The organism is Paenibacillus sp. URB8-2 (assembly GCF_013393385.1).
In the GTDB taxonomy this organism is placed as follows: domain Bacteria; phylum Bacillota; class Bacilli; order Paenibacillales; family Paenibacillaceae; genus Paenibacillus_AQ.
Genome location: NZ_AP023239.1, coordinates 740,621 through 755,661, shown reverse-complemented (window position 1 = coordinate 755,661; position 15,041 = coordinate 740,621). Strand labels below are relative to the sequence as shown.

Genomic DNA, 15,041 nt, shown 5'->3' with positions numbered 1-15,041 from the left:
TCATTTTGGAACTCGCTAAAGCGAATTCCCACTCACTCGTTGTTCAGTTTTCAAAGATCAAACTTGTTTGCCGCCGTTCAACTTAATGTCTCAGCAGCAACTTTTATAATATATCATGTACTCTTCAGGAACGCAAGCTTTTTTTAAAAGTTTATTTTAACTTGTCTGTAACAGCTTGTTGTCTCCCGAGAGCGACTCACCTATAGTACCTCTTCTCAGCAAATATTTCAACCCCAAAATACAAAAAAACAATCCACTTATTATTTAAGCGGATTGTCCATTCACTATCTTAACCTTTTAACTCAATAGAGTTAGTAATACTTCACGCCTGTGTATTTACTTGAACTTTTAATCAGGGTAGCTGTTTTGTTGCTCTTGCCTAATCCGGCATCAACTGTCGTATCAATAGTCACCCACTTGCCGTCGATAAGAACTTCATTCCATGCGTGGTATTGAGCTACATAACTGCTTTCCCCCATTACAAGCTTGGCGGGAACGTTCACGCTGCGAAGCATAGCGGCGAAGAGGGAAGCATAGTCATAGCAGATTCCTTTTTTGCTGGCTAGCGTATTGTCGATGTCCGGTACGTAATCATTGGATACGTTAGCTGCCAAAGCGTAGTCGTATTTCACATTGGAAACGATATAGTTATAGATGGCGGTTACCTTTTCTTTGTTGGTGGCGGCATTCAGGGTCAGTTGTTTCGCTTTTTGAATAGCTTTATCGGACGGGTTCCAATTAATGTTCTGCACGGAGCTCAGGTATACGGCGTTGGGATCGCTCAGCGAGAGATCGACAGAGTCGGTATAAACCACTTTGTATTTGTTGCCGCTGGTGTTCTCAAGAATGGAGATTTTGTAGGTGCCATCACCTTGCTGAAGAGGGAACGATTCATTAGGCTCCGATGTGAACAGGTTGTAGGTATAGCTGCTGCCATTCTTGGTGATCATCAGCTTGGTGCGTTTGTTCTGGGGAGCATTATATTGAATGCCGACAACGCCTTGGCTTAAATCCGAGGCATCCAGCCATTCGGAACCGGCGCTCGCTGCGGCTGCGGGGGTAGCTTGAACGGAAGCGGTTATCACAAATAAAGTGAGGATCAACAAATAAAACTTCTTCACGGATAAAACTCCTTTCGGTAGCTGGCTGCCATCCTCGCGGGAAGGCCCTTTAGCTTTGCGTCCCTGCCTTTCGACAGGTTTGCCTTTGTCGCACAAGCTTTATCTATTATAAAAACTAGTATAAATGACATAATTTATATTTAAAACCAAATAAAAAAGCCTCTTCATTCGGTAGCTGGCTGCCATCCTTATGGGAAGGCCCTTTAGCTTTGCGTCCCTACCTTTCGATAGGTTTGCCGTTATCGTGTTTAGCTTTTCTCATATATTTTACCATATTCATCTGAAACATCAATAGAACAATAGGAAATTGTACCTGCTCATTGGCCTCTTTTTTCATTTATACACCAAGGTCACGGAAGTTTTGCATGAATAATAAGCCTATGTGTAGGATTGATCAGCGGATCACACGTAATGAGCGTCAGAATCCGGTCTTTGTTATTGCCTTCCAGCACAGATACGTCGGTCGGATCAACGATCAAAATATCATAGACGGTATAGTTATAGACCTGACCTTTGGTCCTAACAGTAATCGTGTCTCCGATCTTCACCTCGTTCAGACGGTTGAACAGTCTTCCCTTTGTATGGGCGCGGTGGGCGGCGATGGCCGCATTGCCAACTTCCCCGAGTGGAACAGTCTCCGTCAAATGCACGGCTGAATGCCTCATATTCGCTTTGGTAGCTCCTTCAAGCACGGGAAGCTTTACACCGATTGTGCCGATCTCAATCAGCCCGATCGCCTTCTCGCCGGCGTCTGAATTGCCTTTATCATCCGGGAGCCCGGCCTGGTCGCCCAGTGCCGATTCTTCCGCAAGCAGTTGTGTCACTTTGGCGTATTTGAGCCGCAAATCGAGATCGGCGGAGGTCTGAGCCGTATCCGTTCCTTGTTCGAAGTTCTGTTCCGCTTCCTTCAGCAGTTTCTGCTGCTGCCAGTCCTCAAACCATTCGCTGGTCTTCGGGTACAGCAGCAGCAGAACGCCTGCGATAATAATGATATAAGACAGCTTGCGCAATCATCTCACCCTCTAACGTTGGTCCGCATCCCCTCCGGAGACCACCTCGCCTGAAACGGGCAGGGGCTGCTTCGGGTCCACGAACACCCATTTTCTGCTGCCGAAAAAATTGATGATGACCGTAACAAATGTAGCCAACACCTTCGATACCAGTTCCTGCAGTCCCAGGCGGTCGATGAGAAGGCTCATCAGCAGCAAAGATATGCCCAGTACGACCAAATTTAAAATAATAAACCGTAGCAGCTGCCTATGATCGAAGCCTTCCTCCTTGGAACGCTTCCGGTCCTTGAACGTTATATTGCTATTTAAAACGAAGCTGTTCGCCGTTCCCGCACCGTAGGAGATAATCTGGGCCACGACATAGAACAGTCCGAGCGAATTCAGCAGCGCGAACACGGCCATATCAACCAGCGTATTCAGCAGACCGACAATATTAAATTTGACGAACTGGATGATATCGCCGCGCAAATTTTTGTCATTCATAGGGCACACCCTTCCGCGGCAGTCCGGCTTCCTCGCGAAGGAGCTCGGCTTCCTCTTCCTTCAGATTTCCGTAGCCCACGGTCCGGCGGACAATATATAGCGGCCGATCCTTCGATTCGTCGTAGATCCGGCCGATGTATTCCCCGATTACCCCGAGTATCATAAGCACAATTCCGTTAAACAGCAGATTCACACCTACAATGGAAGCCCAGCCGGGCACTGTGCGGGAAGTGAACCATTTTTGCATCAAGACGAAGAACAAAAAAATAAAGCTGGAAAACGAGAGCAAAAAACCGAGGTAAGACGCAATCTTTAGCGGTTTGTGCGAAAAGGATGTGATGCCGTCGAGCGCGAACCGGATCATTTTTTTGAGCGGATACTTGGTTTCCCCGGCAAAACGCTCCTCTCGTACGTACTCCACCATGGTCTGGCGGAAGCCGACCCAGCTTACAAGTCCTCTGACATAGCGGTTCTTCTCCTTCAGATCGCGCAAAACATCGCACACCTTGCGGTCGATCAGGCGAAAGTCGCCCGTATCGGTCGGGATATCCACGCTGGTCATGCTGCTGAGCAGGCGGTAAAAGATTTTGGCGGTTATTTTTTTGAAGAAGGTTTCGCCATGGCGCTTCAGCCGTTTGGCATACACCACCTCATACCCCTGCTTCCATTTGGCAATCAGCTCAAGAATGACTTCCGGCGGGTCCTGAAGATCGGCGTCGATAACAACGACCGCTTCGCCCCGGGCATAGTCCATGCCGGCGGTAATCGCGACCTGATGGCCGAAGTTCCGCGAGAAATCGATCAGCTTCACATGTCCGTCCCGGTCCGCGATCTCCCGGATCATCTCGGCTGAGCGGTCCCGGCTGCCGTCGTTCACGAAAATCAGCTCGTACGCATCTCCGCTGCGGTCCATTACTTCTTTCAGACGCTTATACGTATGGGAGATTACCTCTTCTTCATTATACATCGGGACGATCACGCTGTATCTGGCTTTCATTTCTTTTCCTCCTAAATTGTGGACAGGCCTGACTCTAGAAGACCCAAGTCGGGAACCAGCGCAGGACGCCCGTCACATAATCCCCGCTAACCTGCAGCCCCGACAAGACGGGATAGAACATAACAAAGAGCAGCGCCGCTCCCGAGACAAACACATAACGGATGACTCTGGACCGGGATTCCGGGAATAGGCTGTCCGACAGCTTCAACATGTAGACAAGCGCCAGAATCAAGAACGGCACCATGGCAAAATAATGGTAAAGGAAGGTCTCGCGCGGTACGAGCATCCACGGAACATATTGTGAAAAATAGCCGATCCAAATGACGTATTGCGGCTTCTCCCGGCGCTTCAGCGTCAGCCAAAGCACGGCGAGGATGGCAAAAACTCCGGTCCACCAGATCAGCGGATTGCCCATCGTCACGATGCTGCTAACCTGGCCTGCCGGCAGCCCTTCTCCGCCGCTGAAAAACCATACCGGGCGCTTCATAAACGGCCATTGCCACCACTGGGAAGAGAACGGATGGGTGGCAACAAGCTGGCTGTGATAATCATACATGTCCTTTTGCGCCTCGAGCAGCCCTTTGAGCGTATAGCCTTCCGGTGTGACGGATAGGACGGGAATAAACGACAGACTGTAAATCACGGCCGGGATGACTACAAAAAAGACAAGGCAGCACGCCAGCGTGATGACGGTTTTGCTCCAGAACGTTCGAGCGGCTCTCTGGCAGGCGGCGGACAGTTCCTGGTCTACGCTCTTTCCGTCGGCAAGCAGGCGACGGGCCGCCCGGTGCTGCCGGAACCGGTCAAAGAGGGAAATGCCGAGCATAATCGCTAGGCCCGCCCCTCCATAGAGCACAATCCATTTGGAGGCGACGCCGATGCCGAAAAACAGACCCGCCCAAAAGAGCGGCCACAGCGTCTTGCGCAGCGGATCGCGGTAGAAATTCATGACGGTATAACGCTGCATGAAATAGAACATCAGCATGATGAAGAAGACGCCGTACACATCAATAGTGGCAATCCGGGTCTGCGTGAAATGCATAAAGTCCAGGGCGAACAGCCCTGCCGCAAGCGCCGCATAGCGCGTCCGTCCGAACAGCTTCAGCGCCATCATATAGAGGACAGGCAGCATGGCGATTCCAAATACCGTGCCGACGATCCGCCAACCGAACGGATTGACGCCGAACAGCGCCATTCCGACTGAAATGAGCAGCTTGCCCAGCGGCGGATGCGTATTCTCGTAAGGAACGATGCCATGGGCGTATTCATAAGCGGTGCGGGCATGATAAATCTCATCAAAATAGGTGCTGTTCATAAAGCCCGAGCCCGCCGGAATGAGCTGCTGTTCGTCGAACAGGTTGGCCGGTTCGCCTTTTTTGGGAGTTCCTCCCGTATCGGGTGACACTCCGGCAATGGCCAGCGGCGAGGTGTTTCCTTTCTCGTAAAAGGCGATCTCCTGCAGATAGAAGCCCGGGTTATTCACAAAAACTCTGACGTACCTCGCCGTGGCGTTAAGCTGCTGGCTTTTCCAGATAAAGACGTTGCCGACATCCTCGTTAATCTTGACGGGTCCGGACCAGCTTTGCGGAGTGTCGCCGCCAAAATCCAGCGTAAACTCACCTGTGCCCACGCCTCCGAATATTCTTACCTTGTCCAGCTGCTTCGCGGCTCCCAAATCCACATAGAAGCTCTCCCCTGAGGCCGAAGGCGCCCAAACCGTTTCCGGCGAAGAGGTCGAGCCGAGATTGACCAGAGAAAGCACCCCATAGAGCAGGGTAATAGCCCCCATCCATAGCCAATCCTTCCGCACCAGACGTGGGATCATGCCGCCCGGGCGGATATGATTTAAGGGACGGAGTTCCCCGGCGAGCGCCAGGTCGGTTTCCCGAAGCTGCCCCTCGGTATACGGAGGAGCCAACGGGAGAACTTTTCCCCTAAAGTAAATATCCCACCCGATGTACAGCATAAACAGCAGCAGCCCGATGTTGGTGATTGATGTAACGAGGACGATGCCGTCCGAGCCGGGATTCTGCCCCGCATTCAGATGCAGCAGCACATACGCCACATTGATGTACTGGGTCAAGCTCAGGCCGAAGAACAGCGTTAGCAGCCTCCGGTCCCTGGTCTCCATAAAGGTGAACAAGCTTAAGGCCAGCGCCGGGAACATATACCGTTCATGCATTTTGGTCCCGACCACAAACATGACCACAATCAAAACCAAACCGATGAAGAAGGACTTGGACAGATCCTTTTTGTCTTTGCGGAACGAGTACACCCCGGCCAAAAGTACGGCAGCTATAATAGCGATATTGCCCCACACGCGGAAAGGAATTCCAAGCCATGCTTGGTCGATCGGCGCCCAGCTGGGAGCAATAAGCATGTACAGATTAAAAGCGTTGACGGTCGAGTAAGGATAGGAAGACAGCGTGCTTTTGTACAGATTAATCAGTCCGCCGAGCCCTCCGTTGCCCCAAAAGAACGGCAGAGTAATCAGGGCAAAAGCGATCAGCCCGTATACCGCTCCCTTCAACAGTTCTTTCCAGGCGCGGTAATGAAGGAAAGCGAACAGGAGCACCGGCGTAAAAATAAGCGCCTGCGGCTTCACCGCAGTGGCCACCGCGAACCAAAGCGCGGAAACAGCCAGCCGTTTATCCGAGACGGCGTGGATGCTTAGCAGCAGGAACAGCACGAAGAAGGCGTCCGCCTGACCCCACACCGCCGAATCGGTCAATACAGCCGGGTTAAACAAATACAGCGCCGCAAGGCCGAGCGCAGTGCCGCTTTCGAGCTTTTTGCTTCCGATCCGGTAAATAAGCCAGCCGGCCGCAATATCCGACAGAATCGCCGGCAGCTTGAACAGCAGCATCTCGGACGAAGAATCCGGACTCAGGCCGAGTCCGCCCTGTATGACATGCAGAAGATACAATATATAAAGATACCCTGGGGGATAATCTGCAAACAGGCCTTCCTGGTAAAAACGGCCCGGTCCAACCTCGGCCAGCCGCTGCCCCCAGTACATAAAGGTCTTCATGTCGTTCATATAGCCCTGCGAAGTCCATCCGAGCCACAGGCGCAGCAGGAAAGCCGCGGCAAGAACCAGCCCCAGCCATAGGCCATAATTGTAATTCTCTCTTCTGAGCAGACGTCTGCTGCGAAGCGCGGTCCGGTATACCCACGCGAACAGGCAGGCGAACAGAGCGGAGAAGAGCAAAATATCCTTGGATGATATTTTAACCGGCTTCCCGGCCGTCCCCGCAGAGGACGTCCCGGGATCAAGCGAGATGACGGAAGTTCCCGCTGGGGCGGAGGTCAGCTCTTCCACGGACAAATCGTCGAAATAAGCCTTGCCGGTGGCCAGATTGCCGTACCCGCCGAGGGCGGCGCCGATGCCTATTTCTTTTTGATCCGCGCCCGTCTTGCCCACGAACGTGAGCTGCTGCCAGCCTATGCCGGTGTCTTTAGTGCTTGGAAATCCCCCGCCTACGCCGACGACGAAGATATTGGCCCCGATGCCCTCCGCTCCCGCGTTCACCACTTTCACCCAGCCGGAAATCCGGTAGTGGGTGTCCGGCTTTACGGCGACGGTCTGAATCCATTTGGCATGATTCTGCTGCACATTCTCTACGACGGCCGCGAAACTGCCGGAATGGACATCCGCGGATTCCACAGACAGCAGGCTTGCCTGATCGCCCTGCACCCATACGTCCTTGTTCCAGGAAGCGGGCGCATTCGAAGCCGTCTCCTCAAAGCCCGAATTATGCAAAAGATTCCCTTCCGCAAACATTGTTCCCGGAGGTATGGCAAGCATACACAGCAGCAGCATAAACATCAATTTTGCGGCCATACGCCACTTCTTCATCATCGTTACCACCTTCGCCCTAGTCGTCCGAATCTATGTATATGAACTTTCCTCATTTTTCCCTCATTTCAATATAATCGAATTGCCGGGTGAAGAAAAGTCCGGCCTCCCTTCCGAAAGTGCCGCAGATTTCGATCTTTATATATAGAAACGGCCCCTTCCGGTTGGGAAGGAGCCGTAAAGGAGCGGCCGCGGTTAACCCTGGCTGCCGATCAGCAAGTAACGAAGCACCACCAGTACGGCCAGAAGCCACATCATCCAGTGGATGTCGTATTTCTTTTTGCCCGACACGTTGGCGACAAATGCCAAGATCACGTAGGTGACGATGCCGAAAGAAATACCGTTCGCGATATTGTAGGTAAAAGGCATAATCGCGAGGGTCAGGAACGACGGAATGGCAATCACCATATCGTTAAAATCGATCTGGCGGATGGACTGCGCCATCAGCACGCCGACAATGATAAGGGCCGCCGCTGTGGCTGAGCCGGGAATCAGAGCAGCAACCGGCGCCAGGAACAGGGCAAGCAGGAAGCACACACCTGTAGTAACGGCGGTAAGTCCCGTACGTCCGCCTTCAGCCACGCCCGCCGCGCTTTCCACATAAGCCGTTGTGGTGGATGTGCCCAGGATGGCACCTCCGGCAACCGCGGCCGCGTCGACGAGCATTGCTTTCCCGACGCGTCTTTTTCCCTCTTCCGGTTTGTCCATAATTCCCGCGCGCTGCGCCGTTCCGACCAGAGTGCCGAAGGTGTCGAACAGTTCAACGAAGGTGAAGGTGGCAATCGCGGAAATAATGCCAGTATGCAGAATGCCTTTCCAATCAAACTCCAGGAAGTTCAGCTGCGTGAAATCCGGAACCCATGGCGTAGACGGATTGGACAAGGTGGAGAAGTCAACCGCTCCCATCAGCATACCGATTACCGTGGTGCCGAGAATACCGAACAGAATCGCACCTTTCACCCGCAGCACCATCAGGATGCTGATCAGCAGCAGGCCGATTAGGGCAAGCTGAACATTCGTGTTCTGAAGGCTTCCGAGATGAAACACCGTTTCGAAGTACAGCACATCGGTAAAGGTATTGGCCGGGATCGCATTGCCCGCCTCTACGCCGATCGTCATAATCCCGCTGTTCTTCAGGCCGATAATGGTGATGAAGAGTCCGATGCCGACCGTGATCGCATGCTTGAGACTGTCCGGAATCGCATCCAGCAGAATCTGGCGAATCCGGGTGATGGTCAGCAGTATGAAGATCAGACCGGAGATGAAGACCGCCGTCAGACCCATCTGCCAAGTAAACGGATGATCCGACGTCGCCGAGGACAGGACAACCGATGCGAAATACGCGTTAAGGCCCATGCCGGGCGCGAGGGCAACCGGGAAGTTAATGAACAGTCCCATGGCGATTGTGAAAATGCCCGCGGCCAGCGCGGTCGCCAAAAATACGGAATACCAGCCCATATCGATACGGCCGAAGGCGGTCAGCGTACCGGGATTCACCGACAAAATATACGCCATTGCCATAAAGGTGGTCAGACCGGCCATAATTTCAGTACGTACTGTTGTGCCGTTCTCTCTGAGTTTGAAAAAGCGTTCCAAAATGTTCTCCCCCTGTTGTGTTGGTATGAGGCAGCAGCAAAAAAGCCGGAGTCTCGAGGACGCCGGCCTGAAAAAGAGCTCTCCCCGAAGCCGCTGCAGCACGGTGGCCGCAGATTCAAGTCGGGACAGCTTTCTTTGATCGTAGCCAGGTCATTACGGTGACCTCGTAGAAACTCCCGGGCCGATTCCCGGGATTATACGAATATTCCTGTTGCTAATGCTTTCTCATTTTAGGCGGACATGACATGAGTTGTCAATGATGAAAACGAACAACCCTTGTCATGTTTTTGTCATTGCAGCCTGCCTTGATTGGCGAAATTGGCGGAATTTGCGCTCCTTCTGCCCGATTTATTGACGGACTTTTTAAATAGCTTGGTAAGAAAAGGAGGTGAATCAAGAAGAACGCTATTTTTTTTCTAAAGTCAAAACAATATCATTCTTTGTAACTTCACCCTTATTTTTGATTTCAAATTCAGATAAATTATCAGAATTCGTGATTACCGCAATAACAGTATCATCTAATCCAGCTTTCTTAATGGCTGGAGACCAGAATTCAATTAGGAGCTCCCCTTGTGAAACACGTTGCCCTGGTTCGAAATAAGTGATAAAACCAGTTCCATTCATCTTGACTGTTCCAATCCCAATATGAATCAATGTTGCAATTTTATTTTCGGAGACAAGACCAACAGTATGACGCGTTGAGAATGTTGCCTCAATTACGCCATCAAATGGCGCGTAAACTCTCCCATCACTTGGTTTAATTGCAAACCCTCTCCCCATTGATCCAGTCGAAAATACTGCATCTGAAACTTGTTCAAGGGGAATCACTTCACCAGCGACTGGGGCGTAATAAGATAGTTTAGCTTTGAAATTCGGTTGACTTCCAGTTGACTCACTTTCATCATCACGATCAAAGCCCTTTGCCCATGTTCTCTCAAGCTCGTCAACGATTGAAGCATGCATTTTTTCATCAAGCTTCACTTTTTTGAAAAAGACAAATGCACCAACTAAAATGATTACTGCCGGGACACCAAGCATAGCGAATTTAAAGATAAAGCGGTCGTGGTTCGTGATCGTTGCAGCTGTGGCTCCTGCTGTCATACTGGCCGCTACAGCCGTGATCCCAACAACTAAGTTTGAAATCGCTCCTGCAAGCTTATCCAACAATGGGCGAACAGATAAAGTCAGCGATTCATCGCGATGTCCTAATTTTAATTGACCATATTCTACTGAGTCAGTAATAGTCATCAAAGCCACTAAAAAGATTAGGGGTTGTGGAATGAAAAATAACTCCGCCGCGACAAGCACTAGAATAAGAGAGCTGTTCGCAAGACTGAATACCACTAAGCCTATCAGCATTAAGGCAATGGCTACCAGAAATACATTTCGGCGGTTCCACTTCTTCGCCAATGCGGGAAAAATCGAAACGGCAGCTAAGCCAACGATTGTATTTAGTAATGCCAAAATTGAAAATTTCGATGCATCTCCTAAAATAAATGTGAAGTAGTAGAGTTCAAAGGAGTTGGTTAAAGACATACCAATGGCATAAAGACCATATGCTAACGACAACCACATAAGCTGATCGTTGTGCATAAGAACGCGAAAGACTCCTTTAAACGTTGTTGCTTCCTTGTTCTTTCGCAAATCAGAGTCTACTTCTTTTGTCCCTAATCCCACTACAACTGCTGATAAAGCTGCGGCACAACCAATAATCAGCGCAAACCAGAACCATCCGCGAGAATCACCTGTTCCATCATTGGCATGGAGTGAGAACAGCAGCACTAAAGGCATGACCACAATACCAATGGTTCCTCCGCCAACATTTGACCCGATTCGAGCAAATGTGGCTGTTTTTTCACGTTCACGTGAATCAAATGACAATGCAGGAATCATAGACCAAAATGCAATATCTTTGAAACTGTATAGAATATCCATCATAATATATAAAATAGCAAACAAGATAAGATATAGCATCGGATTGCTTTTCGTCAGTCCGCCAAAATCTGTGAATAATATGACTAAAGCCGCTGGTCCTAAGACACCACCCACTACAACCCAAGGCTTGAATTTCCCCCAACGCGTATGGGTGTTGTCAATGGCATTTCCAATAAATGGGTCAATAGCTAATTCTACAAACCGTAAGAAGAAAATAATGAGTGTAATAAATCCAATCATTTTCGCATCCTGCGCTTTATTTCCACTGTTAAACAAGTGGGTTGTCACAAACATAATGAAATATGTACTGAGTAATCCAAACAGCAAGTCATTCCCAAAAGCGCCAAAACTGTAAGACAACCGTGAAACGATGTTTCCTTTTGAATTTTCCATCCTAAGAATCTCCTTTGCATGTATCCGATTTCTTACAGTTAAATAGTAAAGGCAACGCTTTCAACTTAGAATGGAATGAATTTTGTTAAATCCTACATTTTTTTAGAAGATTCCGAACTTTCGTGTAACGCTGGACTGTAATTTTATTTGAAAGATTTGAGTAACGGAGGCTCAACGATGAACAAGCGGAAATATTGGAATGTATTTGTTAAGGAAGATTATTTTGCCGATTTCTATTTTTTTAATGTAGGTCATGAAATTTGTGCGCCACTGCATAGCTATGGTCCGGGCATGAGAGAAAATTACGTTGTGCATTACATAGTATCAGGAGGGGGAATCTTTGAAGGAAATGGAGGAAAGAAATATTTAAAAAAAGGAGATTTTTTTGTTATTCGTCCTAACGAGGTACATTTCTATCAAGCAGATGAAACAAATCCCTGGGAATATTACTGGCTTGGGTTTAACGGAAGTCGAGTTGCGGAATTGTTGTTATGCAATGGCATCAATGGCCGTGATTCAGTTGGAACGGTGTCACCCGATAATGAGTTGCCTAAGCTATTCGAAAAAATGATGAAAATGGATTTATTGGATATGAAGAAAAAATGAGTGTACAAGCATTGTTTTATACGATTTTTGCTCATTTCAAGATCGAGAAGAACTATGCTCTCCTTAATCCAATGAATATAAAGCAGAAAAAGTATTGTGAATTATTTTTGCTGTTTGTTCACAACAATTATTCGCGTCTCGATCTTTCGATTCAGGAGATCGCTGAGTCATTGAACCTGGCTCCAGCCTATCTCAGTCAGGTGATTAAAAAAGAAATCGGTGTTCCTCCTGTTCAATATTTAAAAGATCATCGCCTGCAACAAGCAAGAATTGTACTGAAAACCAGTGAAAAAACCGTTTATGAAGTTGCTGAGGAAGTCGGGTATTCAAATGTGGACTCCTTTTCGAGAGCATTTAAAAATAAGTTTGGCGTTTCACCGACCATCTTTAGAAGCGAACGAAAAATATGATGGTTTACTACATTCTCTTCCGCTCATCTTGATGATTTCCAAATGAAGAAAATCCCCACCAAGAAATTTCTTGGTGGGGATTTTGAAGGGGAACCAGCAGGTTACTCCCACTCAATCGTTGCAGGCGGCTTGGAGGTAATGTCGTACACAACGCGGTTGACGTTCTCAACTTCGTTGACGATCCGCACGGAAATCTTCTCCAGCACATCCCAAGGGATGCGGGCCCAGTCGGCGGTCATGCCGTCAATGGAGGTTACGGCGCGGATGCCTACCGTATAGGAGTAGGTCCGGGCGTCGCCCATGACTCCTACGCTCTTCATGTTCGGCAGCGCGGTGAAGTACTGCCAGATTTCGCTCTCAAGACCCGCCTTGGCGATTTCCTCGCGCAGGATGTAGTCCGAATCGCGGACAATCGTCAGCTTGTCCTCCGTCACTTCGCCCAGCACGCGGATGGCGAGACCCGGTCCCGGGAACGGCTGGCGCCATACGATGGCATGCGGCAGGCCAAGCTCCTCGCCAACCTTCCGCACCTCGTCCTTGAACAGCGTATTCAGCGGCTCGATCAGGCTGAACTTCATGTCCTCCGGCAGTCCGCCGACATTATGATGCGACTTGATCGTCTGCGCCGTGGCGGTTCCGCTCTCCACGATGTCCGTGTACAGCGTACCCTGGGCAAGGAAATCAAAATCGCCGAGCTTGGCCGATTCCTCGTCGAAGCAGTAGATAAATTCGTTGCCGATAATCTTGCGCTTCTGTTCGGGATCGTCCACGCCGACCAGTTTGCCGAGGAAGCGATCACGTGCATCAATCTTGACGACGTGTATATCAAATTTGCCGACGAACGTCTCCATAACGCTCTCGGCTTCTCCTTTGCGCAGCAGGCCGTGGTCAATGAACATACAGGTCAATTGGTCGCCGATGGCGCGATGAATCAGCATAGCGACAACGGAAGAATCGACGCCGCCGCTCAGGGCGCACAGCACCTTTTTGTCGCCGACCTTGCCGCGGATATCGCGGATGGCATCCTCGATAAAGGATTCCATGGTCCAGTTGCCCTCGCAGCCGCAGACTTCAAACAGGAAATTCTTGATCATCTCGTTGCCGTGTACGGAGTGGCGCACTTCGGGATGGAACTGCACTGCATACAGCTTCCGTCCTTCGTGACTCATCGCCGCAATCGGCGCGCTTTCGGTGCCGGCATCGAGCTTGAAACCTTCCGGAAGCAGGGACACATGGTCCCCGTGACTCATCCATACGGTCTGGCTGCCTTCGAGTCCTTTGACGATCGTGGCTCCGGCTTCAAAAGTCAGATCCGCCTTGCCGTATTCCCGCTTGGATGCTCGCTCGACCTTGCCGCTTAGCTGATGAGCCATCAGCTGCATGCCGTAGCAGATCCCGAAAATCGGCAGTCCGAGATCATAAATGGCCGGGTCCACATGCGGAGCGTCCTCGGCGTAAACGCTCATCGGGCCGCCGGAGAATACGATACCTTTGGGCGAGAGTTCCTTGATCCGGTCGACTGGCGTATTATATGGCAGAAGTTCGCTGTATACGCCCAAATCCCGAATTCTGCGCGCGATCAATTGGTTGTATTGTCCTCCGAAATCGAGAACAACGATAATTTCATTTGGCTTGTTCATTACTTGCCTCCCTTGATTGTTGGATTCATTATACGAGAACGGAATTCGCACCGTCAAGGAAAGGCGGACAGGCTGCGAAGTAATCGCTTACGGATTCTTCTGACGATAAGAGTTCACAGAAGGAGAATGTCTTTCTCAATCGAAAAATACAGCTTCGGCTGACTTGTATATTGAAGGCAATGATTGAAGTCAACCATTTCGTGAGCGTTTCTCCCTGGGGGTATATGAAATCGAGATGGACTCGAAAGGGATCAAAGTCAGGTTAGTTGTGATTTATAGTTCTGCCTCTTACAAAACCTACTATAGCGCATGTTTTTCCAGCGAATGCGTATGCCAGCATGGAAATTCCTACAATTGTGCAGGAATTTTGAGGCTGTACCGGCTGCATGTGAGGCTGAACGGGTAAAAAACTGTACTTTAGCACGCATATTGTTCAGTGGCGACTTCTAGACGCCAAAAGATGTACAACCGCAGGTTATCTGTAAAAAGCAAGAGGTGGGCGTCCAGGCACCCGCCTCTTTAGCTTAAATAGAAAGCGATCCGCAGACAATCGCGCATGAATGCTCTTGCGCTCCAGTGAGCCGGCGTTCCCGGCCCTCCGGCAGCCTTCGAAGACTGGCGGAGGGCCGGGAATACCACCGGAATAACGGAGCCGCCGGCTAAGCGGCGGATGCGCTGCGGGAGGCTGCGCGCAGGGCCGGGGCCCGGTAAGCAGTCGCCAGCTGGAGCGGAGTCCGGCCCGGAAACGCTGGGCTGATGCCGCCCATGCGGAGCGGGAGCGGCCCTGCGCAGATCAGGGCCTCCCGAGCCGTACGCCAGCGCTTCCCACTGGCGGACGAACCGCCGGACGGCTGCGCGCAGTCCGGCATCGTCAATGGGCAGGGACGCGGCATACTCCCTGCCCGTCATCCCCGGCGGGGGCGGGCCGTAGCGCGCGGCCAGCACCCGCCAGGACAGGGACGCGGCCAGCAGCAGCCGCTCCCTGCGCACG

Annotated in this window: 11 protein-coding genes and 3 riboswitches; of the genes, 2 read left to right on the top strand and 9 right to left on the bottom strand. The window is 50.6% G+C overall.

Annotation, left to right across the window (positions count from 1 at the left end):
• Window positions 1-311 precede the first annotated feature (311 nt).
• From PUR_RS03510 to PUR_RS03480, 7 genes are all read right to left on the bottom strand, one after another.
• Window positions 312-1,121 carry a transglutaminase-like domain-containing protein gene (locus PUR_RS03510; RefSeq protein ID WP_179034049.1) on the bottom strand — a complete coding sequence of 270 codons (810 nt, stop codon included), beginning with the start codon at window positions 1,119-1,121 and terminating at the stop codon, window positions 312-314.
• 13 nt (window positions 1,122-1,134) lie between these two features.
• A riboswitch (cyclic di-GMP riboswitch) is annotated at window positions 1,135-1,215 on the bottom strand.
• A 73-nt stretch (window positions 1,216-1,288) separates the two neighbouring features.
• Window positions 1,289-1,369: riboswitch (cyclic di-GMP riboswitch) on the bottom strand.
• 102 nt (window positions 1,370-1,471) lie between these two features.
• Complete coding sequence (locus PUR_RS03505) at window positions 1,472-2,131, bottom strand: class D sortase (protein ID WP_179034048.1); 660 nt, start codon at window positions 2,129-2,131, stop codon at window positions 1,472-1,474.
• Between the two features lie 12 nt (window positions 2,132-2,143).
• Window positions 2,144-2,614 (bottom strand): GtrA family protein, encoded by a 471-nt coding sequence (locus PUR_RS03500; protein ID WP_124698002.1) that lies wholly within the window; start codon window positions 2,612-2,614, stop codon window positions 2,144-2,146.
• Window positions 2,607-3,611: a glycosyltransferase family 2 protein gene (locus PUR_RS03495; RefSeq protein ID WP_179034047.1), complete on the bottom strand. Its 1,005-nt coding sequence runs from the start codon at window positions 3,609-3,611 to the stop codon at window positions 2,607-2,609. The genes PUR_RS03500 and PUR_RS03495 overlap by 8 nt, the downstream gene beginning before the upstream one ends.
• A 34-nt stretch (window positions 3,612-3,645) precedes the next feature.
• Complete coding sequence (locus tag PUR_RS03490) at window positions 3,646-7,473, bottom strand: glycosyltransferase family 39 protein (RefSeq protein ID WP_179034046.1); 3,828 nt, start codon at window positions 7,471-7,473, stop codon at window positions 3,646-3,648.
• A 192-nt stretch (window positions 7,474-7,665) separates the two neighbouring features.
• Window positions 7,666-9,066, bottom strand: coding sequence for an NCS2 family permease (locus tag PUR_RS03485; protein WP_179034045.1), 1,401 nt, complete (start codon window positions 9,064-9,066; stop codon window positions 7,666-7,668).
• A gap of 122 nt (window positions 9,067-9,188) precedes the next feature.
• Window positions 9,189-9,288, bottom strand: a riboswitch (purine riboswitch).
• A gap of 183 nt (window positions 9,289-9,471) precedes the next feature.
• Window positions 9,472-11,394, bottom strand: coding sequence for a sugar MFS transporter (locus tag PUR_RS03480; RefSeq protein WP_179034044.1), 1,923 nt, complete (start codon window positions 11,392-11,394; stop codon window positions 9,472-9,474).
• A gap of 177 nt (window positions 11,395-11,571) precedes the next feature.
• Between PUR_RS03480 and PUR_RS03475 the strand changes: the two genes are divergently transcribed.
• Window positions 11,572-12,000: an AraC family ligand binding domain-containing protein gene (locus PUR_RS03475; RefSeq protein WP_179034043.1), complete on the top strand. Its 429-nt coding sequence runs from the start codon at window positions 11,572-11,574 to the stop codon at window positions 11,998-12,000.
• Window positions 11,997-12,410, top strand: coding sequence for a helix-turn-helix transcriptional regulator (locus tag PUR_RS03470; RefSeq protein WP_179034042.1), 414 nt, complete (start codon window positions 11,997-11,999; stop codon window positions 12,408-12,410). The genes PUR_RS03475 and PUR_RS03470 overlap by 4 nt, the downstream gene beginning before the upstream one ends.
• Window positions 12,411-12,511: 101 nt before the next feature.
• On the opposite strand, the gene guaA is transcribed toward PUR_RS03470, so the two are convergent.
• Both guaA and PUR_RS03460 read right to left on the bottom strand, forming a co-directional pair.
• Window positions 12,512-14,050, bottom strand: a complete 1,539-nt coding sequence (gene guaA, locus PUR_RS03465) for a glutamine-hydrolyzing GMP synthase (RefSeq protein ID WP_179034041.1) — start codon at window positions 14,048-14,050, stop codon at window positions 12,512-12,514.
• Window positions 14,051-14,569: 519 nt separating this feature from the next.
• On the bottom strand, window positions 14,570-15,040 hold the full coding sequence (locus tag PUR_RS03460; RefSeq protein ID WP_179034040.1) for a DUF4129 domain-containing protein: 471 nt from the start codon (window positions 15,038-15,040) through the stop codon (window positions 14,570-14,572).
• Window position 15,041 lies beyond the last annotated feature (1 nt).

What these genes read in the sequence shown, in the direction of transcription:
- PUR_RS03470 (WP_179034042.1), top strand. Translation starts at nt 11,997, where the DNA reads ATGAGTGTACAAGCATTGTTTTATACGATTTTTGCTCATTTCAAGATC.
- guaA (WP_179034041.1), bottom strand. Translation starts at nt 14,050, where the DNA reads ATGAACAAGCCAAATGAAATTATCGTTGTTCTCGATTTCGGAGGACAA.
- PUR_RS03495 (WP_179034047.1), bottom strand. Translation starts at nt 3,611, where the DNA reads ATGAAAGCCAGATACAGCGTGATCGTCCCGATGTATAATGAAGAAGAG.
- PUR_RS03480 (WP_179034044.1), bottom strand. Translation starts at nt 11,394, where the DNA reads ATGGAAAATTCAAAAGGAAACATCGTTTCACGGTTGTCTTACAGTTTT.
- PUR_RS03490 (WP_179034046.1), bottom strand. Translation starts at nt 7,473, where the DNA reads ATGATGAAGAAGTGGCGTATGGCCGCAAAATTGATGTTTATGCTGCTG.
- PUR_RS03475 (WP_179034043.1), top strand. Translation starts at nt 11,572, where the DNA reads ATGAACAAGCGGAAATATTGGAATGTATTTGTTAAGGAAGATTATTTT.
- PUR_RS03500 (WP_124698002.1), bottom strand. Translation starts at nt 2,614, where the DNA reads ATGAATGACAAAAATTTGCGCGGCGATATCATCCAGTTCGTCAAATTT.